This window comes from Streptomyces sp. NPDC048383, from assembly GCF_040651775.1.
Lineage (GTDB): Bacteria > Actinomycetota > Actinomycetes > Streptomycetales > Streptomycetaceae > Streptomyces.
Window position 1 is genome coordinate 78,866 of record NZ_JBEZKS010000015.1, and the last position, 25,656, is coordinate 104,521.

The following is a 25,656-nucleotide window of genomic DNA, read 5'->3' on the forward strand; positions in this document are numbered from 1 at the left end:
GTCGGGGGCAGCGTGCTTCAGCGGCCCAGGTACTTCGGCGGCTGCTTGTCGAGGAACGCCCGGACGGCGATGGAGTGGTCCTCCGAGGCACCGGCGCGGGCCTGGAGCGCCTCCTCGCGCTCCAGGGCCTCGGGGAGCGTGCGGGACGCCCCGTACGCCAGGGACTCCTTCAGTGCGGCGTAGGCCACCGTGGGGCCCTGCGCGAGGGCGCGGGCCACGGACTCGGCCTCCGCGTGCAGGTCGGCCGCGGGCACGAGGCGGTTCGCGATGCCCAGCTCGTAGGCCTCGCGGGCCTTCACCGAGCGGGGGAACAGCAGCAGATCGGCGGCGCGGGAAGCGCCGATCAGGCGGGGCAGCGTCCAGGACACGCCGGAGTCCGCGGTCAGCGCGACCCCCGCGAAGGAGGTGTTGAAGGACGCGTCCTCGGAGACCACCCGGTAGTCCGCCGCCAGGGCGAAACCGAAGCCGGCTCCGGCCGCGACGCCGTTGACGCCGACCACCACGGGCTTGGGCATCTCCGTCAGCGCCCGGACGATCGGGTTGTAGTGCTCGGCGACGGTGTCCATCGTCAGCGACGAGCCGTTCTCGCGGTCGGCCGCGAGGTTCCCGATGTGCTCCTTGAGGTCCTGACCCACGCAGAACGCCCGGGTGCCCGCCGCGGTGAGCAGGACGGCCCGCACGCCGGTGTCCGCGGCCGCCGCCAGGGCGGCGTCTCGCAGGGCGACCTTGGCCTCCGTGTTCATGGCGTTCATCGCGTCCGGACGGTTGATCGTGATGGTCGCGAGTCCGTCGGTCACTTCGTAGAGCACGCTGTCGGCCATGGCAGGGGGTCCCCCTTCGTCGCGGGCTGGCTACCGGCCGGTACCGGCCGGTGCAATGGCCAGCATGGCGGACGCCGCGACCCTGGGACATGTGATGTGCGTCAAACAATGCGGAGGCCCATCCCGAGGAGCGGCGGCGAAGTATCGCAGGCGGGTCCCCGAAATGAGTGGTTTTGGCAGAGCGCGTTGCGCAAGCGTTCCCCACCGATGTTGGTCATCGGGTCCTGACATGCGGGATAATGGCCGGGAAGCAATGTGTTCGATGCCGGGTACTAGGCGCCTGAACGGGGCCGTCGGCTGACGATGAGCTGGTTTCAGGAAGGGGAACGAGCATGGCGGCCATGAAGCCGCGGACGGGCGACGGCCCGCTCGAGGTCACCAAGGAGGGGCGGGGCATCGTCATGCGCGTACCGCTCGAGGGCGGCGGTCGGCTCGTCGTCGAGCTGACTCCTGACGAAGCGGAAGCCCTGGGTGACGCCCTGAAGAAGGTTGTCGGCTGAAGCGTCGGCACCATCTGAGCCATCTCCGCACCGCCCCGGCCGCTCTTGCGTCCGGGGCGGTGTTGGTTTTCCGGGAGGTGTGCGGGTTTCGTCCGGGGCGTCCGGGTCCCAGTGGCGGACCGGCTCCACGGACGTGCGGGTCTCGACGACGACCGGTCTCAGGGGCGTACGGGTCTCGGCGGCGACCGGTCAGGACGTACCGGTCTCAGCGACGGACCGCGCACAGCAGGCCGTCGCCCACCGGGAGCAGCGCCGCCTCCAGTGCCGGGCTCTCGCGGACGCTGCGCAGCAGCTCGCGGACCCGGGTCACTTCTATGTGAACGGCCGTGGAGTCGACCGTGAGGCCGTCGGAGAAGACCCCCTCGAAGCACACCAGCCCCCCGGGTCGCAGCAGGCGCAACGATTCGGCGAGGTATTCGAGGGACTCCGCGGGGTCGCCGTCGCAGAAGACGAGGTCGTAGCCGCCGTCGGCGAGCCGGGGCAGTACGTCCAGCGCGCGGCCGGGGATGAAGCGCGCCCGGTTGCCCGCGAAGCCGGCGGCGCGGAACGCCTGACGGGCGAAGGCCTGCCGGTCGGGTTCGGGATCGACGGTGGTCAGGACGCCGTCCGGGCGCATTCCGTGGAGCAGGTGGATGCCGGAAACACCGGTTCCGGTACCGATCTCGGCGACCGCTTTGGCGTCCGCGGTGGCGGCCAGCAGGCGCAGCGCGGCCCCGGTGCCGGGGGAGACGGACCGCAGCCCTGCTTCCCTGGACCGGTCGCGGGCCCATCGCAGAGCGTCGTCCTCGGCGACAAACGCGTCGGCGAACGCCCAGCTCGTCTGCCGGTTGCCGCTAATGACCCTCTCCTGTCCCCATAGTTGGCGCAACGGTGACTGTATCCGCTGGCGTCGGGAACCCGCAGATGGGACCGGGCGTTGGGAGGGGTGGACGCGGGACGCAGGGGACGGCAGCGGGCAGATCGGCGGCCGGGGCCCGAGGCCCGTGCAAAGTTAGCGTAAAAACGCTTATCCGGAGCTGACGGGAAGGGTGGTTATGGTAGGGGCTCCACTGGACACCACCAGAGCCGATAGGGGAGGTGCGGCTGCGCCTGTGGATCGTGGGGGCGTCCTGAGACGCTTCTTCTGGTCGTCTGGTGAGCCGAAATCCGTGACCGACATTGCTGACCGCTTCCACACCGCCGACACCGCAACCACCGCGACCTTTGCCGCCGATGCGGGCTCCCAGGCGTGGACCCCTCCCACGTGGGAGGAGATCGTCAGCACGCACAGTGCGCGGGTCTACCGTCTCGCCTACCGTCTGACGGGCAACCAGCACGACGCCGAGGACCTGACGCAGGAAGTCTTCGTCCGGGTCTTCCGCTCGCTGTCGACGTACACGCCGGGCACCTTCGAGGGCTGGCTGCACCGCATCACCACCAACCTCTTCCTCGACATGGTGCGCCGGAAGCAGCGGATCCGCTTCGACGCCCTCGCCGACGACGCCGCGGAGCGGCTGCCGAGTCGCGAACCGTCCCCCCAGCAGGTCCTCCACGACACCCACTTCGACGCGGACGTGCAGCAGGCGCTGGACACCCTCGCGCCGGAGTTCCGTGCCGCCGTGGTGCTGTGCGACATCGAGGGCCTGTCCTACGAGGAGATCGCCGCCACCCTCGGGGTGAAGCTGGGCACCGTCCGCAGCCGCATCCACCGCGGCCGCTCGCACCTGCGCAAGGCGCTCAAGCACCGGTCCCCCCAGGCGCGCGCCGAACAGCGTGCGCTGGCCGGGGTGGCGGTCGGCGCGCCGGGCGCCGGGGGAGAGGGCGGAGCCGAGTGAGCGGAGCCAGTCCGTCCCCCGCGGAACAACACTTGGGCGACCGGCTCGCCGCCCTGGTGGACGGGGAGCTGAACCACGACGCCCGGGAGCGGGTCCTGGCCCACCTGGCGACCTGCGCCAAGTGCAAGGCCGAGGCCGATGCCCAGCGCCGTCTGAAGACCATGTTCGTGCAGAGCGCGCCACCACCGCTGTCCGCCGGGCTGCTCGCCCGGCTCCAGGGGCTGCCGGGGGGTTCCGTTGACGGTCCGTCGGGTCCACCGGGGCCGTCCGGTCCCGCGCGCGGACCGGGTCTCGCGCCCCCGCCCGGAGCCGAGCCGTTCGACGGTTTCGCGTACGCGGCCGCGAGCGCCCAGCGCGACGGCTTCCGCATCCATGAGATGGGCCGGCCCAGACGCCGGCTCGCCTTCGTCGCGGCCGGAGCCGTGTCGCTGGCCGCGATCGCGCTGGGTGGCTCGCTGCCGCTGGAAGCGGTCGAGCCGAACGCCCGGGGTGAGGCTCCGGCTTCCCGGCCCGGGCCCTCGGTGCCGTTGACGGCGGTCGTCCGGGACCGGTTGCCCAGCCCCGGCGGCGTGCCCAGCCTGGCCCCGTCCGGTCAGCTGCCGGTGACCGCGACCGCGCCGCCGGCCAGTGCGCTGCCGGTTTCGCTCTCCCGCTGAACCGGCGGGGCCTCGCGGACCCGGGCCCCCGGTGGGCCCGGGTACCTGGTTGAATCTGCGGCAGATGCGCCGCCGTGCGGTGCGACACGCCGCGGGGAGCATCCATGTCCGACAGCCAGCAGCCCGACCGCCCACAGCCGCCCGCCGGGCCCCCGAACCGGCCCCCCGCAGACGGCCCGCCGCCCACCGCCGCCCACCGCCCCTCCGCCGCACGTTCCCCCGAGGGCGGGAAGTCGGACGCGGCAGCCCCCGCAGCCCAGCCCGCCGCCGGACCCGACGTCCGGGGGCCGGAGGCCGCGGAGTCCGTCGGCCGGGCCTCCGTCGAGGGTTCCTCCGACGTCCGGCGGCCGGACGCGGCAGCCCCCGCAACCCAGCCCGCCGCCGGACCCGACGTCCGGGAGCCGGAGGCCGCGGAGTCCGGCGACCAGGTTTTCGGCGGCATGCCCGGGGCGGGCGGCGACGGCCCACGGTTCGACGGCGAGGGCTCCGACGCCGCGTCGCGGCGCGACGATCGGCGGCAGGAGTCGGCCCCGCGGTGGTGGAGCCGACCCGCCGCCGCCCCGGTGGACGAGGCGCGGTCGGCGGAGCCGAAGCCGGACGCGGGCGACCCGGACGCCGCGGACCCCTTCGCGTTCCCCGGCGCCGCGCCGGTCGGCACCCCCCGCTACGACCCCTGGGCCGACCGCCCGCTCCAGGTCACGGACCTGGGCGGCCACATCCCCCGCGCGCCCCGACTGTGGCAGCTCGCCGCCGTCGGCGCGGTCATCGCGCTCCTCGCGGGCGCCCTCGGCGGCTACCTCGGGATCGTCGCCGAGCGCCGCAGCAGCACCCGGCTGGAACTCCCGCAGGCGGCCGCGGAGAACAAGGGCCGGGCGCCGGACAGCGTGGCGGGGATCGCCGCGACGGCCCTGCCCGGCGTGGTCACCCTGCACGTCAACGGCGGCGCGACCGGCGGCACCGGCACCGGCTTCGTCCTCGACGACCAGGGCCACATCCTGACGAACAACCACGTGGTCGCCGGCGCCAAGGACATGACGGTCACCTTCAGCACCGGCGAGAGCGTGCCCGCGACCCTGGTCGGCCGCGACGGCGGCTACGACCTGGCCGTCGTCAAGGTCACCGGCGTACGGGGCCTGCGGCCGCTGGCCCTCGGCAACTCCGAGAACGTCAAGGTCGGCGACCCGGTGGTGGCCATCGGCGCCCCCTTCGACCTCTCCAACACCGTCACCGCGGGCATCATCAGCGCGACCGGCCGCCCCATCACGGCGGGCGGCGACAAGGGCGACGGCAGCGACATCAGCTACGTGGACGCCCTCCAGACCGACGCCCCCATCAACCCGGGCAACTCCGGCGGCCCGCTCCTGGACTCCCGCGCCCACGTGATCGGCATCAACAGCGCGATCCGCGGCGCGGACCAGGGCGAGGACGACGAGTCCGGGTCCCGCCAGAGCGGCAGCATCGGCCTGGGCTTCGCCATCCCGGTCAACCAGGGCAAGCGGGTCGCCGAGGAGCTGATCCGCACCGGCCGCGCCACCCACCCCGTCATCGGCGTCACCCTGGACATGCAGTTCAAGGGCGACGGCGCCCGCGTCGGGACCAAGGGCGAGGACGGCAAGCCCCCGGTGGTCGCCGACGGGCCCGGCGCCCGCGCCGGCATCAAGCCGGGCGACGTGATCACCAAGGTCGACGGGGTCCGCGTCCAGGGTGGCGACGAACTGATCATCAAGATCCGGGCCCACCGCCCCGGTGACCCGCTGCGCCTGACCGTGCTCCGCGACGGAAGGGAGCGCACGCTGGAGGTGGTGCTCGGCGCCGCGAACGGCTCCTGACGCCGAATGCGCGGTGACGGCGGGGTGAATCCGGGAAAGGGTCCGCACCGGCGTAGGGGACCGAGGTCATCGCCGGGTACCGTTGTCCGGGCCCGACGTGGAGAGAGCCGAGGAGCGGCAAGGTGTTCAACGACATAGGCGCACTCGAACTGGTCACCATCGTGGTTCTCGCCATCCTCGTCTTCGGCCCGGACAAGCTGCCGAAGGTGATCCAGGACGTTTCGAACGTGATCCGCAAGATCCGGTCGTTCTCCGACAGCGCCAAGCAGGACATCCGTTCCGAACTCGGCCCGCAGTTCAAGGACTTCGAGTTCGAGGATCTGAACCCGAAGACGTTCATCCGCAAGCAGCTCACGGAGAACGAGGACCTCAAGGAACTGCGGACCAGTTTCGACCTCCGCAAGGAGCTCACCGACGTCACGGACGCGGTGAACGGCAAGGAACACGACCCGGCGGACCCGGCCGCGGCGGCCGCCGCCACGCCCGCCGCGGCGACCGGCCCGGACCTGTTGAAGAAGCCCGCCGCCCCGGCCCCGGAGCCGCGTACGCCCTACGACGCCGACGCCACCTGAGCCGCAGCCTGCCCGGCGATCCCCGGTCCGATGGCTATCCTCCATCTGTCCGGACCGAAGACGCCCGAGGGAGGGGGTCCCCCCAGCGAAGCGAGGGGGAGGGCCGTTCCGGACCCGACGGAACGAGAGGCCGCCCAGATGGAGACGACGAGCAGTAGCCGGGTGGGCACACAGCCCGCCGACATCCCCGCCGCAGCACCACCGCAGACCGAGCCCACCGAGCAGGACCCCCGGGAGGCGCCCGGGCAGCCCCAGGACGGCGCTGCGCCCGTCCCGGCGGCCCGCAGGACGGTGGACGGGTACCTGAGCGCGGATTTCCCCTGGTACGGCCTGGACGCGGCCTTCACCGGCCGCCGCTGGCTCATGCAGGTGGGTACCGGCGCCGACGGCACCGTGGAACACGGCTCCACCGGGCACGGTGACGAGCCGTCCGCCCGCGGCGAGCTCGCCACCGGTGAGAAGGAACGCTTCGCGGTGGTGATCACCGTCGCCAGCAACCCGTTGCGCCGCAGCGGTGACGGCACCGGCACCCTGGAGGCCACCTCGGTCTCCTCGGCGGCCTGGCTGGCCGGCTCCGGACTGCTCTCGTACAGCTGGCCGGGGCAGATGGACCACTCCCTGCGCAGCGACTGGCTGGACCAGCAGACCGAGGCCGCCTGGGAGCTCGCCGACGACCTCGACGGCGAGGACTGGTCCACGCTGTCCCTGCCGGTCGACGGGGAGCCGACGCCCTTCCACTACCGGGAGTCCGAGTTCGGCTGGGTGCTCGCCGGATCCACCCCCGGCGGCGTCCACCTGGGCGCCTACGGGCGGGGCATGAGCGCCTACGGGATCGGCTTCTCCGTCATCGGGGACCTGGCCGCCTACGAGTAGCACCCGGCCGGCCACGAGCGTGGGCCGCGCACGACGAGGAGGGGGTCACCGCCGACGACCGGCGGTGACCCCCTCCTCGTTCGCGACGGGCGCGAGGTGTCGGATCAGAACTTTCGGATCAGAACTTGTTGCGCGGGGTGATGCCCAGCGACATGCCCGACAGGCCGCGGGCGCGACCGCCCAGCTTGCCCGCGATGGCGCGCAGGGCCGCGCCGGCCGGGGAGTCCGGGTCGGACAGCACGACCGGGGTGCCGTCGTCGCCGCCCTCGCGCAGCCGTACGTCGATCGGGATGGTGCCGAGCACCGGCACGGACGCGCCGACCGTCTTCGTCAGGCCGTCGGCGACCTTCTGGCCACCGCCCGAGCCGAAGACGTCGACCATCTCGTCGCAGTGCGGGCACGGCAGGCCCGACATGTTCTCGACCACGCCGACGATCTTCTGGTGCGTCTGCACCGCGATCGAGCCCGCCCGCTCCGCGACCTCGGCCGCCGCCTGCTGCGGGGTGGTCACCACGAGGATCTCGGCGTTCGGCACCAGCTGCGCCACGGAGATCGCGATGTCACCCGTACCCGGCGGCAGGTCCAGCAGCAGCACGTCCAGGTCGCCCCAGAAGACGTCCGCGAGGAACTGCTGGAGCGCGCGGTGCAGCATCGGACCGCGCCACACGACCGGCGCGTTGCCCGGGGTGAACATGCCGATGGAGATGACCTTCACGCCGTGCGAGGACGGGGGCATGATCATGTTCTCGACCTGGGTGGGGCGGCCCTCGACGCCGAGCATCCGCGGCACGCTGTGCCCGTAGATGTCCGCGTCGACCACGCCGACCTTCAGGCCGTCGGCCGCCATCGCCGCGGCCAGGTTGACCGTCACCGAGGACTTGCCGACACCGCCCTTGCCGGACGCGACCGCGTACACGCGGGTCAGCGAGCCGGGCTTGGCGAACGGCACCTCGCGCTCGGCGGTGCCGCCGCGCAGGGTGGCCGCCAGGTCCTTGCGCTGCTCGTCGCTCATCACGTCGAGGGTCACCGCGACGGAGGTGACGCCGGCGACCCGCTCCACGGCCTCGGTGACGTTCTTGGTGATGGTCTCGCGCATCGGACAGCCCGACACCGTCAGGAAGACCGTGACGGCCACCGCGCCGCCCTCGCCGATCTCCACCGATTTCACCATGCCGAGTTCGGTGATCGGCCGGTGGATCTCGGGGTCGTTCACCGTCGCCAGCGCGTCCAGGATCGCGTCCTGCTCAGGCACGGCGGCGGAGCTTGTGTCGGTAGCCATGCCCCGATGGTACGGCTCGGTAGCACGGCTCGGGAAAGCTCCTCAGCGGTCGCCTTCGTCACGTTCGGGCGGGAACAGCCGCCGCTCGTCCATCTCCTTGATCAGGTCCTGGAACTCGGACCTGATCCAGTCGCGCGTGGCGACCTCGCCCAGGCCCATCCGCAGCGCCGCGATCTCCCGCGTCAGGTACTCGGTGTCCGCGATGGAGCGCTCGTTCTGCTTGCGGTCCTGCTCCAGGTTGACCCGGTCCCGGTCGTCCTGCCGGTTCTGCGCGAGCAGGATCAGCGGGGCGGCGTACGAGGCCTGCAGCGACAGCATCAGCGTCAGGAAGATGAACGGGTACTGGTCGAACCGCAGGTCGTCCGGCGCGAAGATGTTCCACAGCACCCAGACGATGATGACCAGCGTCATCCAGACGATGAACCGGCCCGTGCCGAGGAACCGCGCCACCCTCTCCGACAGCCGCCCGAACGCCTCCGGGTCGTACTCGGGCAGCAACCGGCGGCGCGCCGGCCGCGGCAGGTCGAGTCGTACGCGTGAACGCGACAGCCCGCTCGACCCGGACGGCGCGCCGCTCTTCGCCCGGTCGGCGGAACGTTCCGGCCGCTCGTGCCGCAGCCGCTCCGCCGCCTCCTCCAGCCGGTCGGACAGCCCGTCCCGGGCGTGCTCGCGCCGCTCCCGGCGCCGTTCGCGCGCGGCTTCGCCGCGCCCCCGCTCAGTGGCCACGCACGGCCTCCTCGGAATGGAAGTCCGTCTCGCGCCAGTCCTCGGGCAGCAGGTGGTCGAGCACGTCGTCGACGGTGACCGCGCCGAGCAGCGAGCCGCTCTCGTCGACCACCGGTACCGCGACCATGTTGTACGCGGCCAGGTAGCTGGTCACCACCGGCAGCGAGGCGTCCGGCCGCAGCGGCGGCAGGTCCGTGTCCACGATAGAGCTGACCAGGGTGAACGGCGGGTCCCGCAGCAGCCGCTGGAAGTGCACCGTGCCCAGGTACTTGCCCGTCGGCGTCTCGTCCGGCGGCCGGCACACGTACACCTGCGCCGCCAGCGCCGGCGACAGGTCCGACTGCCGTACCCGGGCCAGCGCGTCGGCGACGGTCGCGTCCGGGCGCAGCACGATCGGTTCGGTGGTCATCAGACCGCCCGCCGTCCGCTCCTCGTACGACAGCAGGCGCCGCACGTCGGCGGCGTCGTCCGGCTGCATCAGCGTCAGCAGCCGTTCCTTGTCGTCCTCCGGCAGCTCGGACAGCAGGTCGGCCGCGTCGTCGGGGTCCATCGCCTCCAGGACGTCCGCGGCGCGCTCCTCCTTCAGCTTGCCGAGGATCTCCACCTGGTCGTCCTCGGGGAGCTCCTCCAGGACGTCCGCGAGCCGGTCGTCGTCGAGGGCGTTGGCCACCTCGGCGCGCCGCTTCGGGGTCAGGTGGTGCAGGACGTTCGCCAGGTCCGCCGGGCGCATCTGCTCGAAGGTCGCCACCAGGCTCTCGGCGCCCTGCCCGTCCTCCTCCAACGAGAAGCCGGTCACCGCGGACCACTCCACCGTCAGGGTCTCGCCGCGGCGGCGCAGCGCGCCCGCCTTGCCCTTGCGGACGAAGATCCGGTCGATCTCCCAGTCCCGGCGGGCCGGGAGCTGCTGGATGGCCACGTCGAGGACGGTGACCTCCTCGCCGGTCGCCCCCAGCGTCACCCGCCGGTCCAGCAGCTCGCCGAGGATCAACCGCTCCGTGGGGCGCTGCTCGAAGCGCCGCATGTTGACCACACCGGTCGTGATGACCTGACCGGACTCCACGCCCGTCACCCGGGTCATCGGCAGGAAGATCCGGCGCCGGCTGACCACCTCGACGACCAGGCCCAGCAGCCGGGGCGGTCGGCCGCCCACGCGGAGCATCGCGACCAGGTCCCGGACCCGGCCGACCTGATCGCCGTTGGGATCGAAGACGGGCACACCCGACAGATGCGAGACGAAGATCCGCGGGGCGCCTGCAGCCATCCGAGCGCCTCCTAGAGCGTCAATCGACAGTCGTGCCGTGCCTCAGGCTAGCCCGTGCCGCGCGCAACCGTCCTGGTGGGGCCGTCCGCACGGGGGTCCGGAAGCCGCCGGGCCACGGCCGGGTACGCTGCCTGCTGCCCGCAGCCGCACGACGAGAGGCACCCGCCCGTGACCGCCAACCCCTCCGCCGTACGGCTGCGCCGAGCCGCCGTCATCGGCGCCCTGTGCGCGGGCCTCGCCGTCACCGGTACGGGCTGCGGCGAGAAGGAGGACCCCGACAAGGGCACGAACGGGGTCGGCAAGCTGACCCCGGAGAAGATCGAGGAACAGGCGAAGGCGGCCGCCGGCGCGGCCGAATCGGTACACCTGTCCGGGACCCTGGTGACCGGCGGCAAGACCTTCACCCTCGACATGCGGCTGAAGTCCGGGGGCGGCACCGGCGAGGTGAAGTCGCAGGAGGACACCTTCCAACTGCTGCGCGTCGGCGAGCAGCTCTACCTGAAGGCGAGCGCCGCCTTCTGGGGGAAGTCCGACTCGGCCGGCAAGCTCGGCGACAAGTACGTGAAGGTCCCCGAGAACGACCCCTCCTACAAGCAGTTCCGCGGCTTCACCGACATGGACGTGCTGCTCGACGGGCTGCTCGGCCTCGACGGCAAGCTCACCAAGGGCGCGTACAGCACGGTCGGACCGACCCGGGTGGTACCCGTGCTGGCGGGGGGCGGCAAGGGCGGCCGGCTCTCCGTCTCCCTGACGGGAACCCCGTACCCGCTGCTGATGGAACGCGCGGGCGGCGCGGGCCGGGTGGAACTCGCCGACTGGGGCAAGGCCTTCCCGCTGGACCCGCCGCAGGACGACCAGACGGTCGAACTGCCGACCACCAAGGACGGCCAGGGCGGCGGCTCCGCACCGGCCCCCACCCACACCGCGGGCACCGGCTCGGGCAGCGGTTCGGGTTCGGGGTCGGGTACGGGCTGAGCGCGCGCCCTCAGCGCCCGCTCTTCCTCTTCCGCTTCAGCAGCAGCTTCGGCAACCCCGCCGGCATCGCCCGGCGGGTCGTCGCCTGCGTCGGCAGCGGGACCGCGGCCAGTGAACCGTCCGGCAGTTGCCCCGACACCGCCACCGGCTCCAGGCGCAGCAACCGGCACTCGCGCGCCCAGCGGTCCGTCATGTGCTCCGAGTCGGGCGCGTTCAGCCGCTTACCCTTGAGCTCGGCCACCGCCGCCTCCCACGCCCCGCCGCGCGGCTCCAGCTCCCGCACGGCCGCGGTCCAGGCCACGAGGCGCCCGCCCTTGTCCTTGCTGCGCACGGTCACCTCGGCGGTCGACCCGTCGACCAGGCCCGGGAACGGCTGCTCACCGGGACCGTCACCGAGGACGTGCGCGGCGCCGTCCACCCAGGCGTGCCACAGGGCCCGGTCGGCGCCGTCGCCGCGGACCCAGATCAGGCCGGACTTCTTGGAGGCCTCCTCGACGAGGGCCAGGTCGAGCGCGCTGAGAGTCATGCGCACAGCGTAGGCCTTCGCGTGCGGCGCGCTACAGCCAGCCGTGACGGCGCAGCGCGCGGTGGATCGTGAAGCAGACCCCGACGATCGTGCCCATCACCATCGGGTAGCCGTACTTCCACTGGAGCTCGGGCATGTGCTCGAAGTTCATCCCGTACACCCCGCAGATCATCGTCGGCACCGCGATGATCGCCGCCCACGAGGTGATCTTGCGCATGTCCTCGTTCTGGGCGACCGTCGCCTGCGCGAGGTTGGCCTGGAGGATCGAGTTCAGCAGTTCGTCGAAACCGACGACCTGCTCGTGCACCCGCGCCAGGTGGTCGGCCACGTCGCGGAAGTACTTCTGCACGGCCGGGTCCACCAGCCGCATCGGCCGCTCGCTCAGCAGCTCCATCGGCCGCAGCAGCGGCGCGACGGCCCGCTTGAACTCCAGCACCTCGCGCTTGAGCTGGTAGATCCGGCCCGCGTCACCGCCGCGCGCGACGCCCTTGGCGGGAGCGGCGAAGACCTCGCTCTCCACCACGTCGATGTCGTCCTGCACGGCCGCCGCGACCGCGATGTACCCGTCGACGACGTGGTCGGCGATCGAGTGCAGCACCGCGGAGGGGCCGCGCGAGAGCAGGTCCGGATCGTCCTGGAGGCGGTGGCGCAGGCCCTTGAGGGAGCCCTGGCCGCCGTGCCGGACGGTGATGACGAAGTCGGGGCCGGTGAAGCACATCACCTCGCCGGTCTCCACGACCTCGCTGGTCGCCGTGAGTTCGGCGTGCTCGACGTAGTGGATGGTCTTGAAGACGGTGAACAGGGTGTCGTCGTAGCGCTCCAGCTTCGGCCGCTGGTGTGCGTGCACCGCGTCCTCGACGGCCAGCGGGTGCAGGCCGAAGGTGGCGGCGATCCCGGCGAACTCGGCTTCGGTCGGCTCGTGCAGACCGATCCAGGCGAACCCGCCGTCCTCGCGGACCCGACGGATCGCCTCACGCGGCGTCAGGCACGCCGACCCCGGCTCGCGCCGGTCCCTGCGCCCGTCGCGGTACACGGCGCAGTCGACGACCGCGCTACTGGCGGAGGGGTCGCGGGTGGTGTCGTAACCGGGCTGCGCGGGCGTGGACCTGCGCAGGGCCGGACGGACGGCGGCACGGAGGTAGGGCAGCATCGACATGGCAGGCTCCTTCGCGCGCACGGCTGCGGACCGTACGGGTGGGAGACCTTCCGGCGCGGGCGGGCAGGCCCCGGGCGAACGGAAGGAAGCAGGACGGGAGGACTAAGTTCTGCCGTCGCTCTTCTACTGATCAGAAGATCACAGAGGGCGGGAAACGTCCGCCGCAGAAGTGGAAGAGCGATTGGTACTGCACGATCGACTTCGATCCATTGCAGCCCCACCTCCTCCGGCCGGTCCCCCGTGGGGGACGTCCTCAACCGCCTTGGGACGGGACCTGCTGTACGCGGCCCCGACCAGCTGTCCACACTAACAGCCGACGGGTGGTCAGGACCCGCGCTTTACCCACGCGATACGAGTTCTATGCTCGCTCCATGGCAGAAATTCCGGCACTCGTGGAAGCCCGGCTCCGCAGCGCGTTCGGCGAACCCGACGCCCGCGCCGCCGTCACCTTCCTGGGCACCGACCGCATCGAGGTCCTCCGCTTCGCCGAGGGCGACCTCCTGCGGTACGCGACCCTCGGCATGTCCGCGCACCCCATGACCGACCCGACCGACATGGTCGCCGACCCGCTGCGCGGCCCGCGCGCCGAGCTGGTCCTGACCGTACGGGCCGGGCTCGCCCCGACCGACGAACTGCTGCGCCCGCTCGCGGTGCTGGCGGCCTCCCCGATGGTCGAGGGGCTCGTCGTCGCCCCCGGCGCCTCCCTCGACGTGGGCGCACCGCTCTGGGGCGGAGCCCCGTTCACCTCCGTCCTGGTCGCCGAGTCCGGCGGCCTCGTCGAGGACCTCGACCTGGACGAACCCCTGGACCCGGTCCGCTTCCTGCCCCTGCTGCCGATGACCGCGAACGAGGCCGCCTGGAAGCGCGTCCACGGCGCCGCCGCCCTCCAAGAGCGCTGGCTCGCGCGCGGCACCGATCTGCGGGACCCTCTGCGTACGGCCGTCGCACTGGACTGAGCGCCGCGCTCGCGGGTACGGATGACATCCGGACGGGTGAGCGTGCCTTGACGGGGCGCCGGGCGGGGAGGAGCGTGCTTCCTATGAGGGGCGAACCGAGTTGCCCGAAGTGCGGTGGCCGGGTGCGTGCGCCCGGTCTTTTCGCCGACTCCTGGCAGTGCGCCGCGCACGGCGCCGTCCACCCGTTGCAGCCCGTCATCCCGCCCAGCGTCGAGGGACTCGGCGTGGTCGTCCACCGGGCGCGGGTGCCGGTGTGGATGCCGTGGCCCCTGCCGGTGGGGTGGCTGTTCACCGGGATCGTCTCCGCCGGCGACGACCGCAGCGGCGGCCGCGCCACCGCCGTCGCCTGTTCGGGGCCCGGGCCGCTGGGCGGCCTCGGGGAGCTGCTGCTGGTCGCGGAGGAACTCGGCGTCGGACTCGGCGCGCGCTTCGCGGGCATCGACGGCCCGGACCCCGGCCCGCACATCGACGTATCGGGCCCGCCGGACGCGAAGGTCGTCGCGGCGGGGCGACCGGCGCCGCTGTGGCACCTCAAGGGGGTCCCCGACGACCGCGCCGTCTTCGCGGGCGAGGCGCGGGGACTGTGGCTGTGGGCCATCGTCTGGCCGGAACAGTCCGGCCTCCTCATGTACGACGAGCTGGTCCTCACCGACCTCCGCGACGCGGGCTCCGAGGTCGAGCTCCTGCCCTGCGGCGCCCTGAGCCCGCGCATCCTGACTCCGTAGCGGCGGCCGGCGGGGGCTTGCCAGTGGGCGCCCGGCAGGGTAAAGGGCACCGGGCCGACACGGTTATCCTGGAGTGTCCCCCCGTCCCCGCGAGCCCTGGAGTTCGGCTGTGCGCATCGATCTGCACGCCCACTCCACCGCCTCCGACGGTACGGACACCCCCGCCGAGCTGGTGCGCAACGCCGCCGCCGCGGGTCTCGACGTGGTCGCGCTGACGGACCACGACACCGTCGGCGGATACGCGGAGGCGATCGCCGCCCTCCCCGCCGGGCTGACCCTGATCACCGGTGCCGAGCTGTCGTGCCGCCTCGACGGCGTGAACCTGCACATGCTGGCGTACCTCTTCGACCCGCGGGAGCCCGCGCTCTTCCGGGAGCGGGAGCTCGTCCGCGACGACCGCACCCCCCGGGCCCAGGCCATGATCGGCAAGCTGCGGGCGCTCGGCGTGGACATCACCTGGGAGCAGGTGGCGCGGATCGCCGGTGACGGCTCGGTCGGCCGCCCGCACGTCGCCACCGCCCTCGTCGAGCTGGGTGTGGTCCCCACGGTCTCCGACGCGTTCACGCCCGAGTGGCTCGCCGACGGCGGCCGGGCGTACGCGCAGAAACACGAGTTCGACCCCTTCGACGCCATACGCCTGGTCAAGGCGGCCGGCGGGGTCACCGTCCTCGCGCACCCCGGCGCCGCCAAGCGCGGCGCCTGCGTGTCCGAGGCGTCGATGGCCGCGATGGCGGCCGCCGGCCTGGACGGCGTCGAGGTGGACCACATGGACCACGACCCGGACACCCGGGTCCGGCTGCGCGGCCTGGCCGCCGACCTCGGTCTGCTGACGACCGGGTCCAGCGACTACCACGGCAGCCGCAAGACCTGCCGGCTCGGCGACCACACGACCGACCCCGAGATCTACGGCGAGATCACGCGCCGGGCGACCGGCGCCTTCCCCGTGCCCGGCGCCGGCGGAGCCCCCCGCGCGTAAGCGCCGCGTCCCGCGCTGCCCTTCCCCCTTTTCGTCACACCCCTCACCTGCAAGGCATCACTGTGCTCGACTTCGCCGTCTTCGGATCCCTCTTTCTCACGCTTTTCGTGATTATGGACCCCCCGGGAATCACGCCGATCTTCCTCGCGCTGACCTCCGGGCGTCCCGCCAAGGTGCAGCGCCGCATGGCCTGGCAGGCCGTCTGCGTGGCCTTCGGCGTCATCGCCGTCTTCGGGATCTGCGGTCAGCAGATCCTGGACTACCTGCACGTCTCCGTGCCCGCGCTGATGATCGCGGGTGGTCTGCTGCTCCTGCTGATCGCGCTCGACCTGCTCACCGGCAAGACCGACGAACCCCAGCAGACCAAGGACGTGAACGTCGCCCTCGTCCCGCTGGGCATGCCGCTGCTGGCGGGCCCCGGTGCCATCGTGTCCGTCATCCTGGCCGTCCAGAAGGCCGACGGGGTGACCGGGCAGGTTTCGGTGTGGTGCGCCATCATCGCCATGCACGTGGTGCTGTGGCTGACCATGCGCTACTCGCTGGTGATCATCCGGGTCATCAAGGACGGCGGCGTGGTGCTCGTGACCCGGCTCGCGGGCATGATGCTCTCCGCCATCGCCGTCCAGCAGATCATCAACGGCGTGCTCCAGGTCGTCCGCGGCGCCTGACGAAACGCGGGCCGGGCCGCGCGCACGCCCCCGGACACACGAACGCCCCCGCACCGGATCCCGGTGCGGGGGCGTTGCGCGAAGTTCAGGAGGACGCCGGTCCGGCCGGTCGGATCAGAATGCGCTGGCCCACAGAGGCGGCCTGCTGCACGATCCGGTTGACGGAGGCCGCGTCCACGACGGTGCTGTCCACGGCGGACCCGTTGACGTCGTTCAGGCGCAGAATCTCGAAGCGCATGGGCTTCTCCCTTCGTCGGTGTTTCTCCTTGCACAGGGTTAACGAAGTGTAAGCGGCAAACATTCCCTACGCTAACGAAATTTTTTCCCTCGCTAACTACCTCTGCGGGACGGTTCCCCAGAAGGAGGCCAGCGCATCTGCTGTGACCTGCGGGTTCTCGGCGTTGGGGGAGTGTTCGGCATCCTCGACCACCACTCGTGTCGCGCTCAAGCGGACGGCCATGTCGTCCAGCAACGGGACGGGCCAGGCGTAGTCGACCTTTCCGGACAGAACCAGCTTGGGCAGCGGCACCAGGGCCAGCTCCGCCACCCGGTCCGGCTCACCGATCAGCGCCCGGCCGGTGGCGATCAACTGCTCGGGCACGGTCGCCAGCCAGCGCTCCCGCAGGAATTCCGTCATCGCCGGGCCGTCCGGGACCGTGTCGTCCGGGTCCTCGGGGTTCTGGGGGTCCTGGGACCGCATCGCCGCCCACAGCGCCGGCATGTCGTCCCGCAGCGCCTCCAGGCCGGCGACCAGCAGCTTCGTACGGGCCTGCTGGACCTCGGTGATCGCTCCCGGCCCGCTGCTCATCAAGGTGAGCGAGGCGAACGGCGCGGCGTCGCGCAGGACCGCCGCGCGGGCGATCAGGCCACCGAGGGAGTGGCCGACCAGGTGCAGCGGCCCGCCGCCCAGCGCGGCGGCCTGGGCCAGCACGTCGCGGGCCAGCTCCTCCAACCCGTACGCCGCCTCGTCGCGCGGGCCGGGGCTCTCGTACTGGCCGCGCCCGTCGACGGCGACGACCCGGTACCCGGCGCCGGCAAGCGGCTCCAACAGGCCGACGAAGTCCTCCTTGCTGCCCGTGTACCCGGGGACCAGCAGGGCGGTGCCCCGTACGGGCTGCCCGGCCTCGTGCACGGCGAACGCGCCGCGCGCGGTGTTCAGGCGGTACGCACGGGCGACGGACGGCAGGGTGAGGCGCGAGGGCTTGCTCATGGCCCGAGGCTACCGGCCCGTAGCCCCCGGGTGCGCGAACGGCCCCGGCCCCCTCGTGAAAGGGGCCGGGGCCGTTCCAGGCGGGTGCCTACGCCTCCGGGGCGCTCTCCGCGACCTTGCGGGCGCGGCTGCGCCGCGGCTTGGCCGGGGCCTCCTCGGCGACGGCCGCCGCGGTGGCGACCTCGGCGGCCGGGGCCGCCTTGCGGGTCCGGGTGCGCTTCGGCTTCGTGGCGGCCTCCTCGGCCGGCGCGGCCGCCTCGACGACCGGCGCGGCCTCGACGACCTTGCGGGGCTGCCGGGTCCGGCGGACCTTCACCGGCGGCTCCACCATCGGAGCCATCTGGAAGTCGGGCTCGTCGGCGGCCGGCGCCACGACCTTGCGGACGCGGGGACGGCGCGGGGCGACCGGGGCCTCCTCGGCCACGGCCGGAGCCGGGACGACGACGGCCTCGGCCACGGGCGCCACGGCCTTGCGGGCCCGGCTGCGCCGCGGCGCGGCCGGGGCCTCCTCCGCCGGGGCCGGGATGACGGCGGCTTCGGCGACGACCTCGTCGGCGGACGCCACGGCCTTGCGGGTGCGGGTCCGACGCGCCTTGACCGGGGCCTCGTCGACCACGGCCGGAGCCTCGGTCGCGACTGGAGCCTCGACGACGGCCGGGGCCTCGGCGAACGGCGCCTCGACGACGGCGGCCTCGGCCACCGCGGCGGCGGCCGCCGTGGCGGCCACCCGGGTGCGGCGGCGGCGCGGCCTGCGCGGCTCGTCGACGCCCGGAGCGGCCTCGGCCGCCTCGGGGGCCGGGGTCACCGGCGCGTCCACGGCCTCGGGGCCGAGGTCCGACCCACCGCGGGTACGGCGGCGCTGACGCGGCGTACGGGTGCGGGCGGGCCGCTCCTCGGTCACCACGGGAGCGGCGGCGGCGGGGCCGCGACCACCACGGCCACCGCGCCCACCGGTCTCGCCGAGGTCTTCGACGTTCTCGGCCTTCAGACCGGCCCGGGTGCGATCGGCGCGGGGCAGGATGCCCTTGGTGCCGGCCGGGATGTTCATCTGCTCGTACAGGTGCGGGGACGTGGAGTACGTCTCGACCGGGTCGTGGAAGTCCAGCTCCAGCGCCTTGTTGATCAGCTGCCAGCGCGGGATGTCGTCCCAGTCGACCAGGGTGACGGCGATGCCCTTCTTGCCCGCGCGGCCGGTGCGGCCCACACGGTGCAGGAAGGTCTTCTCGTCCTCCGGCGTCTGGTAGTTGATGACGTGCGTCACGCCCTCGACATCGATGCCGCGGGCGGCGACGTCGGTGCAGACCAGCACGTCGACCTTGCCGTTGCGGAAGGCCCGCAGCGCCTGCTCGCGGGCGCCCTGGCCCAGGTCGCCGTGGACGGCGCCCGAGGCGAAGCCGCGCTTCTCCAGCTGCTCGGCGATGTCGGCCGCCGTGCGCTTGGTGCGGCAGAAGATCATGGCGAGGCCACGACCCTCGGCCTGCAGGATGCGGGAGACGAGCTCCGGCTTGTCCATGTTGTGCGCACGGAAGACGTGCTGCGTGGTGTTGGCGACGGTCGCGCCCTCACCGTCCTCGGAGACGGCGCGGATGTGCGTCGGCTGCGTCATGTACCGGCGGGCCAGGCCGATGACCGCGCCCGGCATGGTCGCCGAGAACAGCATCGTCTGACGCTTGGGCGGCAGGTAGCTCATGATGCGCTCGACATCGGGCAGGAAGCCCAGGTCGAGCATCTCGTCGGCCTCGTCCAGCACCAGGGCGCGCACGTGCGACAGGTCGAGCTTCTTCTGGCCGGCCAGGTCGAGCAGGCGGCCCGGGGTGCCGACGATGATGTCGACGCCCTTCTTGAGCGCCTCGACCTGCGGCTCGTACGCGCGGCCGCCGTATATGGCGAGGACGCGGACGTTGCGGACCTTGCCCGCGGTGAGGAGGTCGTTGGTGACCTGGGTGCACAGCTCGCGGGTGGGAACCACCACGAGGGCCTGCGGGGCGTCCGTCAGCTGGTCGGGGCGGGCGCGGCCGGCCTCGACGTCAGCGGGAACGGTGACGCGCTCCAGCAGGGGGAGGCCGAAGCCCAGCGTCTTGCCGGTGCCGGTCTTCGCCTGGCCGATGACGTCCGAGCCGGAGAGGGCGACGGGGAGGGTCATCTCCTGGATCGGGAAGGGGGACACGATGCCGACGGCCTCAAGGGCCTCGGCCGTCTCGGGATAGATCCCGAGGTCTCGGAACGTAGTCAGGGTGCTGCCTCTTCTGTGAGACGCGGCGCGAGGCGGCGAGGGGGGTCGTACCGTGCCGTGCTTGCAGTACTGCTACGTACGAAGCTGCGCGGGACCACTAGCCTTCGCTCAAGCGCATCTGCCGCTGAGGGGGCCCCTCGTGCGGAGGCGGTACGCATGGACGTACGCACCACACCGAGGGCGGTCGGGTTGGAGCCGATCGGGCCACCGACCGGGCATCCTCATTCGGATGGCCCGCCGAGTGTTCGGCAGGCGCATTACCACTGTACCTCGGAATCGCGCAGCTGTGTCGGGTGAATTCACCGGGTAGGCGCGTTTACACGGACCGACAGTGTGCAGGTGTGGTGACTTGTGCGGCCTTTCGGGCGGCTATTGTGCGGAGCATGTCGACCGTAGAAAACGCATCTCCCGCCGACGACAGCGCCCCCGCCGAGGTGCACGGAATCGCCGCCCAGGACTGGGCGACGGCTTCGGCGTCGCCCCAGTACCGGGCCGCCGTCGTGGACCTCCTCGGCGCGCTGGCCTACGGTGAGCTCGCCGCGTTCGAGCGGCTCGCGGAGGACGCGAAGCTCGCACCCACTCTCGACGACAAGGCCGAACTCGCGAAGATGGCCTCCGCCGAGTTCCACCACTTCGAGCGGCTGCGCGAGCGGCTCGCGGCCATCGACGTGGAGCCGACGTCAGCGATGGAGCCCTTCGCGAAGGGCGTCGACGACTTCCACCGCCAGACGGCCCCTTCGGACTGGTTGGAGGGCCTGGTCAAGGCGTACGTCGGCGACTCGATCGCCAGCGACTTCTACCGCGAGGTCGCCACCCACCTGGACACCGACACCCGCGCGCTCGTCGTCGGCGTCCTCGACGACACCGGCCACGGCGGCTTCGCGGTGGAGAAGGTCCGCGCCGCGATCGAGGCCGACCCGCGCTGCGGCGGCCGGCTCGCACTGTGGGCCCGCCGGCTGATGGGCGAGGCGCTCTCGCAAGCCCAGCGGGTGGTCGCCGAGCGCGACGCGCTGTCCACGATGCTGGTCGGCGGCGTCGACGGAATGGCGGCCGGCTTCGACCTGGCGGCGGTCGGCGAGATGTTCGCCCGGATCACCAAGGCGCACACCAAGCGGATGGCCGCACTGGGCCTGGCCGCCTGACGGCGGCCCGGGCGCGCAAGAACGGGGGTCCTGCCCGCAGGGCCCCCGTTCGGCTGTTCCGGATCCCCACGTAGCCCCGGCAGCCCCTCGCGGCCTCAGGGCCCGGTACCGGGTTCGCTCGGCGGCGGCCGCTCAGCCCTGCGACGGGAGCGAAAACGGAGCCCGGCGGCGCTGCCTCCCCGCCTGCGGGGCGGGGCGCAGCAGCAAGGACAGCACGACGGCCGAGACCAGGGCGGCGCCGAGGAAGGTGTAGGCCAGGGTGTTGTGCCCGGGGCCCAGCGCGGTGTGCGTGAGGTAGGCCCCGAAGAGCGCGCCCGCCGCGCCACTGACCAGGACGGTTCCGGGAGACGGCAGCCGGGGGGCGAACACCCGGACGGCCGCGCCGGCCAGGGCGAGACCCAGTAGACCGGATCCGAGCGCCTCCATCAGCAGCATCTGGTCACTCCCATGCGTCGGGGCAAGCGGTCACTGCGGTCCTACCCGAAGCGGAACAATGGGAAACGGCCCGGCGGAGTCAACCACCGGGCCGTTCCTCTCAGTTCTCGGTGCCTCAGAGCGCGGCTCCGAAGCCGACCTTGCGCACGCTCGGCTCGCCCAGGTCGACGTACGACAGGCGGTCCGACGGCACCAGGACCTTGCGGCCCTTGATGTCGGTGAGGCTGAGCAGCGGCGCCGTGCCCGACAGCGCGGCGGAGACGATGCTCTCCAGCTCCTCGGCGCTCAGGTCGCTCTCCAGCACGATCTCCCGGGGTGCGTGCTGCACGCCGATCTTGACCTCCACGGCCTTGTCCCTCCGACGGTCCGGTTCGCGCGATCAGCCGCGCCGTACCCGGTCCACATTAGCCCGGTGAGGGGACACGATCGGCTCGTGGCGGACACGCTCGCAGCGAACAGGCGCCGGTCAGACGTCCGTACCGTGCAGCGGGAAGCCGGCGATGCCGCGCCAGGCCAGCGACGTCAGCAGGTCCACGGCGGTGTCCCGGGCGACCGGGCTCGCGCTGGACAGCCAGTAGCGGGCCACCACCTGGGAGACCCCGCCCAGGCCCACGGCCAGGAGCATCGACTCGTCCTTCGACAGGCCGGTGTCCTCGGCGATGACGTCGGAGATCGCCTCGGCGCACTGGAGCGAGACCCGGTCGACGCGCTCGCGCACCGCCGGCTCGTTCGTCAGGTCCGACTCGAAGACCAGGCGGAAGGCGCCGCCCTCGTCCTGGACGTACGCGAAGTAGGCGTCCATCGTCGCGGCCACGCGCAGCTTGTTGTCGGTGGTCGACTCCAGCGCCGTGCGCACGGCGACCAGCAGGGACTCGCAGTGCTGGTCCAGCAGCGCCAGGTAGAGGTCGAGCTTGCCGGGGAAGTGCTGGTAGAGCACCGGCTTGCTGACTCCGGCGCGCTCCGCGATGTCGTCCATCGCGGCGGCGTGGTAACCCTGTGCGACGAAGACCTCCTGGGCCGCGCCCAGGAGCTGGTTGCGCCGGGCGCGACGCGGCAGTCGCGTGCCCCGCGGACGCGCTGCCTCGGTCTGCTCGATGGCTGTCACGCCGCCTCCCACTTTCTTTCAGTACACAGTGCGCTCTGCGCCGCGCCGCCATCGTACTTTTCGGTAACCCGATCTGGTGGGTTCAAGCCGAGTTTTCTCGCGGTACGGACCGGCCGGACACGCTGGTCAGCGGCGGGCGCGGGCCGTGGGCGGGCCGCCGGGGGCCGGTCAGCGGTAGTCCTCCTCGTCGAGCGGGACGACGCGGGCCTGCTCGGCGGCGTCCGCCTCGGGTGCCTCGCCCGGCTCCAGGCCGGACAGGGGGTCGTCCTCCTGCGGCTGGAGTTCGGTCCGTTGCTCCGCGGCGTCGGCCTCGGGCGCCTCGGGGTCGGTGATGTCCGGAACGCTTTCCCGGAAGGTGTCCGGTTCCGCGGGGTCGGCTGTCATCGCGCTCCCCTCGCCTTCGCTCGTACCTCATCTACGAGCCTAGGAGGATCGGCGATGCGCCGCCAGGTGGTCCTGTGACCGCCAACACAAGGGAAGTCCGGGGGGTGGGCGTGATCCTCTCGTAACATTGCCGCATGTCTTCGACCGAGCTGCCGGGTGTGCGGTCCACCGTCGAGCCGAACCCCCAGGTGGGGGCGGTACGAGTGGCCGAGGGGGAGCAGCTGCGCACCGTCACGCTGCCGGGCCTGGAGCTGAACGTACGTTTCCGGCCACCCGTACGGGAGGGTCTGCCGCCCGTGCTGTTCGTGCACGGACTCGGCGGTTCCTCCCAGAACTGGTCGGCGCTCATGGAGCAGCTGGCCGACAGCGTCGACGCCGAGGCCGTGGACCTCCCCGGCTTCGGCTGGTCGCCACCCCCCGCCGACCGGGACTACTCGCTGAGCGCGCTCGCCCGCGCCGTCATCCGCCACCTCGACGCCGCCGGGCGCGGTCCCGTCCACCTGTTCGGGAACTCCCTCGGCGGCGCGGTCTGCACCCGGATCGCGGCCGTCCGGCCCGACCTGGTGCGCACGTTGACGCTGGTGTCGCCGGCGCTGCCGGAACTGCGCGTGCAGCGGTCGGCCGTCCCCACCGCCCTGCTGGCGCTGCCCGGCATGGCCGCGCTGTGCACGCGCCTGAGCCGCGGATTGACCGCCGAGCAGCGCACCCGGGGGGTGACGGCGCTCTGTTACGGGGACCCCGCACGGGTGACGCCGGAGGGCTTCGGCTGGGCCGTCGAGGAGATGGAGCGGCGGATGGCGCTGCCGTACTTCTGGGACGCGTTGGCCCGCTCGTCGCGGGGGATCGTCGACGCCTACACCCTCGGTGGGCAGCACGGATTGTGGCGTCAGGCCCAGCGGGTGCTCGCACCGACCCTGTTGGTCTACGGTGGCCGGGACCAACTGGTCTCGTACCGTATGGCGCGCAAGGCCGCCGCCGCCTTCCGGGGTTCGCGGTTGCTGTGTCTGCCCGAGGCCGGGCACGTGGCGATGATGGAGTACCCGGACGTGGTCGCCACCGCGTTCCGGGAGCTGCTGCACGACACCGATCGAGATACCGAAGACGGCAAGGGCTGAGGACCGTGGGACGACATAGTCGCAAGGCCGCCGCACCCGCCGGACCCGCTCCGGCGGACGGCCCGCCGCGGCCGGAGCCCGCGCCGTACGAGGATCCCTGGGGATCCTTCCCCGGCGACCTGTACGAACCGGCGCCCCACGAGGCGTCCGCGGCCCCCGCGTTCGCGGCGGGGCCCGCCGCCCCCCACGAGGACGCGCGCGGCCCGCGCCGGACGCCGGAGCCCACCGTCATCCACCAGGGGTACGTACCGCCGGCCCGCTCCGGCCCCGCCGCGCGGCCCGGCGGCCGGCCCGAGCAGCACGAACCGGGCGGCGCCTGGGGCGCGAACCCGCTGACGGAGACCGGGGCCCAGGCCGGTCACGGGGACCGGGGGGGCGTCCCCCGAACGTCCGCGTACGCCTCTGCGCCGGCGCGCTCGGCCGCGCCGCCCGCCCCCGCTCCGCCCGTCGCCGATCCGTTCCCGGCCGCCCGCTTCGGCACCGGCTCCCGCGCCTCCGGCCCCGGTTCCCGCCCCTCCGGCCCCTTCGCCGACGACCCCTTCGTGACCGGCCGGCCCTTCGCCGACGACCCGTCGGCGGCGCCGCTGGTGCCCGGGCCGCGGGAGTCCGAGCCGGCCGCCCCCGACGAGCGCACCGGCTCCGGGCGCGGCGCGAAGTTCCGTACCTACACCGGGATGGCCGCCGCCGCCGTCACCACCGTGCTGGCCGTCGTCGTCGCGGGTCAGGTGGCGCTCGACGGGGACTCCGGCGCCGGGACGGCGGTCGCCGGCGGTGACGGCGGCGAACGGGCCATGAGCGGCCGTACGGACCGCTCCGAGGGCCGCCCGACCCCCGACTCCCCGCCGGTCGTGGCCGCGCCCGCGCAGCCGTTGACGTACGAACAACAGATGGCCCTGCAACTGCCCATCGACGCCCAACTGAAGGGCCCCGGCACCTTCGACACCGTGCCCGGCGTGGAGAAGGCGCCCGGCAAGGGCACGGTGGTGCGCTACCGGGTCGACGTCGAGCAGGGGCTCGGCATGGACCAGAAGCTCTTCGCGGAAGCCGTGCAGCGCACCCTCAACGACCCGCGCAGCTGGGCGCACGGCGGGCAGATGGCCTTCGAGCGGGTCCCGGCCGGTGAGGTGCTGTTCGTGATCACCCTGGCCAGTCCCGGGACGACCGGCGTGTGGTGCGCCAAGTCCTCGCTGGACACCACCGTCGACAACGTCTCCTGCGACTCCGCCTCCACCGAACGCGTGATGATCAACGCGTTCCGCTGGGCCCAGGGCTCGACGACCTTCGGGCCGGACCAGATGGTGGCCTACCGCCAGATGCTCATCAACCACGAGGTCGGACACCGACTCGGACACGGGCACGTCAACTGCCAGACGCCGGGTGCGCTCGCGCCGATCATGCAGCAGCAGACGAAATCCCTCAACATCAACAATATTCAATGCAAGCCCAATCCCTGGGTATATCCCGGGAGTTGACGCAAAGGCGCGGAGCGGGCCATAGCCGTTTCGTTGACAACGCGTCCGCTCATCGGTCATTGTTCTCCGCATGTCGCACCGCCACACCCTCTTCGCGAGCGCCGCCATCGAGCTGGCGCTCCTCGGTGTGGCCGCGCACAGCGTGGCCGACATCTCCTGTCGCTGACGCCTGCCTGAGCGCGCGACTTCCTCACCGACTGCTTCGCCGCGCCCGGGCCCTTCCTGCCCGCGGGCGCGGCTGCCCTGT

Annotated in this window: 29 protein-coding genes; 15 read left to right on the forward strand and 14 right to left on the reverse strand. The window is 72.7% G+C overall.

Annotated features, from left to right (window positions below):
- Window positions 1-17: 17 nt before the first annotated feature.
- Complete coding sequence (locus tag AB0D46_RS13455; protein ID WP_362877463.1) at window positions 18-821, reverse strand: enoyl-CoA hydratase-related protein; 804 nt, start codon at window positions 819-821, stop codon at window positions 18-20.
- A 332-nt stretch (window positions 822-1,153) separates the two neighbouring features.
- Here AB0D46_RS13455 and AB0D46_RS13460 point away from each other — a divergent pair, with 332 nt between their 5' ends.
- Window positions 1,154-1,321, forward strand: coding sequence for a DUF3117 domain-containing protein (locus AB0D46_RS13460; RefSeq protein ID WP_009997451.1), 168 nt, complete (start codon window positions 1,154-1,156; stop codon window positions 1,319-1,321).
- Window positions 1,322-1,526: 205 nt separating this feature from the next.
- Here AB0D46_RS13460 and AB0D46_RS13465 read toward each other — a convergent pair whose 3' ends face one another.
- Window positions 1,527-2,189, reverse strand: a complete 663-nt coding sequence (locus AB0D46_RS13465; RefSeq protein WP_319189129.1) for a class I SAM-dependent methyltransferase — start codon at window positions 2,187-2,189, stop codon at window positions 1,527-1,529.
- A 166-nt stretch (window positions 2,190-2,355) separates the two neighbouring features.
- On the opposite strand from AB0D46_RS13465, the gene sigE reads away from it, so the two are divergent.
- The 5 genes from sigE (at window position 2,356) to AB0D46_RS13490 (ending at window position 7,065) form a co-directional block, all read left to right on the forward strand.
- The gene (gene sigE / locus AB0D46_RS13470) at window positions 2,356-3,135 is read left to right on the forward strand and encodes an RNA polymerase sigma factor SigE (protein WP_362877464.1); all 780 of its coding nucleotides are present in this window, start codon (window positions 2,356-2,358) and stop codon (window positions 3,133-3,135) included.
- Complete coding sequence (locus AB0D46_RS13475; protein WP_362877465.1) at window positions 3,132-3,791, forward strand: zf-HC2 domain-containing protein; 660 nt, start codon at window positions 3,132-3,134, stop codon at window positions 3,789-3,791. The genes sigE and AB0D46_RS13475 overlap by 4 nt, the downstream gene beginning before the upstream one ends.
- Window positions 3,792-3,895: 104 nt before the next feature.
- Window positions 3,896-5,620: a trypsin-like peptidase domain-containing protein gene (locus AB0D46_RS13480; protein WP_362877466.1), complete on the forward strand. Its 1,725-nt coding sequence runs from the start codon at window positions 3,896-3,898 to the stop codon at window positions 5,618-5,620.
- A 122-nt stretch (window positions 5,621-5,742) separates the two neighbouring features.
- Window positions 5,743-6,192 (forward strand): sec-independent translocase, encoded by a 450-nt coding sequence (locus AB0D46_RS13485; RefSeq protein ID WP_362877467.1) that lies wholly within the window; start codon window positions 5,743-5,745, stop codon window positions 6,190-6,192.
- Between the two features lie 138 nt (window positions 6,193-6,330).
- Entirely contained in the window at window positions 6,331-7,065 is a 735-nt protein-coding gene (locus AB0D46_RS13490) for a hypothetical protein (RefSeq protein ID WP_362877468.1), read from the forward strand.
- A 118-nt stretch (window positions 7,066-7,183) separates the two neighbouring features.
- On the opposite strand, the gene AB0D46_RS13495 is transcribed toward AB0D46_RS13490, so the two are convergent.
- The 3 genes from AB0D46_RS13495 to AB0D46_RS13505 all read right to left on the reverse strand — a co-directional run bounded on the left by AB0D46_RS13495 (window position 7,184) and on the right by AB0D46_RS13505 (window position 10,331).
- The gene (locus AB0D46_RS13495; RefSeq protein WP_362877514.1) at window positions 7,184-8,317 is read right to left on the reverse strand and encodes an Mrp/NBP35 family ATP-binding protein; all 1,134 of its coding nucleotides are present in this window, start codon (window positions 8,315-8,317) and stop codon (window positions 7,184-7,186) included.
- 69 nt (window positions 8,318-8,386) lie between these two features.
- Window positions 8,387-8,893, reverse strand: coding sequence for a DUF1003 domain-containing protein (locus tag AB0D46_RS13500; RefSeq protein ID WP_362877515.1), 507 nt, complete (start codon window positions 8,891-8,893; stop codon window positions 8,387-8,389).
- 166 nt (window positions 8,894-9,059) lie between these two features.
- Window positions 9,060-10,331: a CBS domain-containing protein gene (locus AB0D46_RS13505; RefSeq protein WP_362877469.1), complete on the reverse strand. Its 1,272-nt coding sequence runs from the start codon at window positions 10,329-10,331 to the stop codon at window positions 9,060-9,062.
- Window positions 10,332-10,499: 168 nt separating this feature from the next.
- Here AB0D46_RS13505 and AB0D46_RS13510 point away from each other — a divergent pair, with 168 nt between their 5' ends.
- Window positions 10,500-11,306 carry a hypothetical protein gene (locus AB0D46_RS13510; protein ID WP_362877470.1) on the forward strand — a complete coding sequence of 269 codons (807 nt, stop codon included), beginning with the start codon at window positions 10,500-10,502 and terminating at the stop codon, window positions 11,304-11,306.
- Window positions 11,307-11,316: 10 nt separating this feature from the next.
- Here the strand turns inward: AB0D46_RS13510 and AB0D46_RS13515 are convergent, their stop codons facing one another.
- Together AB0D46_RS13515 and AB0D46_RS13520 are read right to left on the reverse strand one after the other, a co-directional pair.
- The gene (locus AB0D46_RS13515; RefSeq protein ID WP_362877471.1) at window positions 11,317-11,832 is read right to left on the reverse strand and encodes a hypothetical protein; all 516 of its coding nucleotides are present in this window, start codon (window positions 11,830-11,832) and stop codon (window positions 11,317-11,319) included.
- A gap of 31 nt (window positions 11,833-11,863) precedes the next feature.
- Complete coding sequence (locus tag AB0D46_RS13520) at window positions 11,864-12,988, reverse strand: magnesium and cobalt transport protein CorA (RefSeq protein ID WP_362877472.1); 1,125 nt, start codon at window positions 12,986-12,988, stop codon at window positions 11,864-11,866.
- 371 nt (window positions 12,989-13,359) lie between these two features.
- Between AB0D46_RS13520 and AB0D46_RS13525 the strand changes: the two genes are divergently transcribed.
- The 4 genes from AB0D46_RS13525 to AB0D46_RS13540 all read left to right on the forward strand — a co-directional run bounded on the left by AB0D46_RS13525 (window position 13,360) and on the right by AB0D46_RS13540 (window position 16,313).
- Window positions 13,360-13,944 carry a suppressor of fused domain protein gene (locus AB0D46_RS13525; RefSeq protein WP_362877473.1) on the forward strand — a complete coding sequence of 195 codons (585 nt, stop codon included), beginning with the start codon at window positions 13,360-13,362 and terminating at the stop codon, window positions 13,942-13,944.
- Window positions 13,945-14,027: 83 nt separating this feature from the next.
- The gene (locus AB0D46_RS13530) at window positions 14,028-14,669 is read left to right on the forward strand and encodes a DUF6758 family protein (protein ID WP_362877474.1); all 642 of its coding nucleotides are present in this window, start codon (window positions 14,028-14,030) and stop codon (window positions 14,667-14,669) included.
- Window positions 14,670-14,778: 109 nt separating this feature from the next.
- Window positions 14,779-15,645 (forward strand): PHP domain-containing protein, encoded by an 867-nt coding sequence (locus AB0D46_RS13535; protein WP_362877475.1) that lies wholly within the window; start codon window positions 14,779-14,781, stop codon window positions 15,643-15,645.
- A gap of 62 nt (window positions 15,646-15,707) precedes the next feature.
- Complete coding sequence (locus AB0D46_RS13540; RefSeq protein WP_362877476.1) at window positions 15,708-16,313, forward strand: MarC family protein; 606 nt, start codon at window positions 15,708-15,710, stop codon at window positions 16,311-16,313.
- Between the two features lie 85 nt (window positions 16,314-16,398).
- Here AB0D46_RS13540 and AB0D46_RS13545 read toward each other — a convergent pair whose 3' ends face one another.
- The 3 genes from AB0D46_RS13545 to AB0D46_RS13555 all read right to left on the reverse strand — a co-directional run bounded on the left by AB0D46_RS13545 (window position 16,399) and on the right by AB0D46_RS13555 (window position 19,690).
- The gene (locus tag AB0D46_RS13545; RefSeq protein ID WP_362877477.1) at window positions 16,399-16,551 is read right to left on the reverse strand and encodes a hypothetical protein; all 153 of its coding nucleotides are present in this window, start codon (window positions 16,549-16,551) and stop codon (window positions 16,399-16,401) included.
- A 96-nt stretch (window positions 16,552-16,647) separates the two neighbouring features.
- A complete protein-coding gene (locus tag AB0D46_RS13550) occupies window positions 16,648-17,523 on the reverse strand; it encodes an alpha/beta hydrolase (protein ID WP_362877478.1) in 876 nt (291 codons plus the stop codon).
- 88 nt (window positions 17,524-17,611) lie between these two features.
- Complete coding sequence (locus AB0D46_RS13555) at window positions 17,612-19,690, reverse strand: DEAD/DEAH box helicase (protein ID WP_362877479.1); 2,079 nt, start codon at window positions 19,688-19,690, stop codon at window positions 17,612-17,614.
- Window positions 19,691-20,139: 449 nt separating this feature from the next.
- On the opposite strand from AB0D46_RS13555, the gene AB0D46_RS13560 reads away from it, so the two are divergent.
- Window positions 20,140-20,898, forward strand: a complete 759-nt coding sequence (locus tag AB0D46_RS13560) for a ferritin-like fold-containing protein (protein ID WP_362877480.1) — start codon at window positions 20,140-20,142, stop codon at window positions 20,896-20,898.
- A gap of 132 nt (window positions 20,899-21,030) precedes the next feature.
- Here AB0D46_RS13560 and AB0D46_RS13565 read toward each other — a convergent pair whose 3' ends face one another.
- The 4 genes from AB0D46_RS13565 to AB0D46_RS13580 form a co-directional block, all read right to left on the reverse strand.
- The gene (locus AB0D46_RS13565; protein ID WP_362877481.1) at window positions 21,031-21,333 is read right to left on the reverse strand and encodes a hypothetical protein; all 303 of its coding nucleotides are present in this window, start codon (window positions 21,331-21,333) and stop codon (window positions 21,031-21,033) included.
- Between the two features lie 115 nt (window positions 21,334-21,448).
- Entirely contained in the window at window positions 21,449-21,679 is a 231-nt protein-coding gene (locus AB0D46_RS13570; protein WP_362877482.1) for a DUF3107 domain-containing protein, read from the reverse strand.
- Window positions 21,680-21,799: 120 nt separating this feature from the next.
- The gene (locus AB0D46_RS13575) at window positions 21,800-22,438 is read right to left on the reverse strand and encodes a TetR/AcrR family transcriptional regulator (RefSeq protein WP_362877483.1); all 639 of its coding nucleotides are present in this window, start codon (window positions 22,436-22,438) and stop codon (window positions 21,800-21,802) included.
- 168 nt (window positions 22,439-22,606) lie between these two features.
- Complete coding sequence (locus AB0D46_RS13580) at window positions 22,607-22,822, reverse strand: hypothetical protein (RefSeq protein ID WP_362877484.1); 216 nt, start codon at window positions 22,820-22,822, stop codon at window positions 22,607-22,609.
- Between the two features lie 134 nt (window positions 22,823-22,956).
- On the opposite strand from AB0D46_RS13580, the gene AB0D46_RS13585 reads away from it, so the two are divergent.
- The 3 genes from AB0D46_RS13585 to AB0D46_RS13595 all read left to right on the forward strand — a co-directional run bounded on the left by AB0D46_RS13585 (window position 22,957) and on the right by AB0D46_RS13595 (window position 25,575).
- Window positions 22,957-23,937 (forward strand): alpha/beta hydrolase, encoded by a 981-nt coding sequence (locus tag AB0D46_RS13585; RefSeq protein WP_362877485.1) that lies wholly within the window; start codon window positions 22,957-22,959, stop codon window positions 23,935-23,937.
- Between the two features lie 5 nt (window positions 23,938-23,942).
- Entirely contained in the window at window positions 23,943-25,409 is a 1,467-nt protein-coding gene (locus AB0D46_RS13590; protein WP_362877486.1) for a DUF3152 domain-containing protein, read from the forward strand.
- 70 nt (window positions 25,410-25,479) lie between these two features.
- Entirely contained in the window at window positions 25,480-25,575 is a 96-nt protein-coding gene (locus tag AB0D46_RS13595) for an Ms4533A family Cys-rich leader peptide (protein WP_319189154.1), read from the forward strand.
- The last annotated feature ends 81 nt before the right edge of the window (window positions 25,576-25,656 follow it).

Coding starts and splice junctions, on each gene's coding strand:
- AB0D46_RS13525 (WP_362877473.1), top strand. CDS start 13,360: ATGGCAGAAATTCCGGCACTCGTGGAAGCCCGGCTCCGCAGCGCGTTC.
- AB0D46_RS13520 (WP_362877472.1), bottom strand. CDS start 12,988: ATGTCGATGCTGCCCTACCTCCGTGCCGCCGTCCGTCCGGCCCTGCGC.
- AB0D46_RS13460 (WP_009997451.1), top strand. CDS start 1,154: ATGGCGGCCATGAAGCCGCGGACGGGCGACGGCCCGCTCGAGGTCACC.
- AB0D46_RS13455 (WP_362877463.1), bottom strand. CDS start 821: ATGGCCGACAGCGTGCTCTACGAAGTGACCGACGGACTCGCGACCATC.
- AB0D46_RS13560 (WP_362877480.1), top strand. CDS start 20,140: ATGTCGACCGTAGAAAACGCATCTCCCGCCGACGACAGCGCCCCCGCC.
- AB0D46_RS13585 (WP_362877485.1), top strand. CDS start 22,957: ATGTCTTCGACCGAGCTGCCGGGTGTGCGGTCCACCGTCGAGCCGAAC.
- AB0D46_RS13515 (WP_362877471.1), bottom strand. CDS start 11,832: ATGACTCTCAGCGCGCTCGACCTGGCCCTCGTCGAGGAGGCCTCCAAG.
- AB0D46_RS13490 (WP_362877468.1), top strand. CDS start 6,331: ATGGAGACGACGAGCAGTAGCCGGGTGGGCACACAGCCCGCCGACATC.
- AB0D46_RS13550 (WP_362877478.1), bottom strand. CDS start 17,523: ATGAGCAAGCCCTCGCGCCTCACCCTGCCGTCCGTCGCCCGTGCGTAC.
- AB0D46_RS13595 (WP_319189154.1), top strand. CDS start 25,480: ATGTCGCACCGCCACACCCTCTTCGCGAGCGCCGCCATCGAGCTGGCG.
- AB0D46_RS13530 (WP_362877474.1), top strand. CDS start 14,028: ATGAGGGGCGAACCGAGTTGCCCGAAGTGCGGTGGCCGGGTGCGTGCG.
- AB0D46_RS13565 (WP_362877481.1), bottom strand. CDS start 21,333: ATGCTGCTGATGGAGGCGCTCGGATCCGGTCTACTGGGTCTCGCCCTG.
- AB0D46_RS13505 (WP_362877469.1), bottom strand. CDS start 10,331: ATGGCTGCAGGCGCCCCGCGGATCTTCGTCTCGCATCTGTCGGGTGTG.
- AB0D46_RS13545 (WP_362877477.1), bottom strand. CDS start 16,551: ATGCGCTTCGAGATTCTGCGCCTGAACGACGTCAACGGGTCCGCCGTG.
- AB0D46_RS13580 (WP_362877484.1), bottom strand. CDS start 22,822: ATGACAGCCGACCCCGCGGAACCGGACACCTTCCGGGAAAGCGTTCCG.
- sigE (WP_362877464.1), top strand. CDS start 2,356: ATGGTAGGGGCTCCACTGGACACCACCAGAGCCGATAGGGGAGGTGCG.
- AB0D46_RS13480 (WP_362877466.1), top strand. CDS start 3,896: ATGTCCGACAGCCAGCAGCCCGACCGCCCACAGCCGCCCGCCGGGCCC.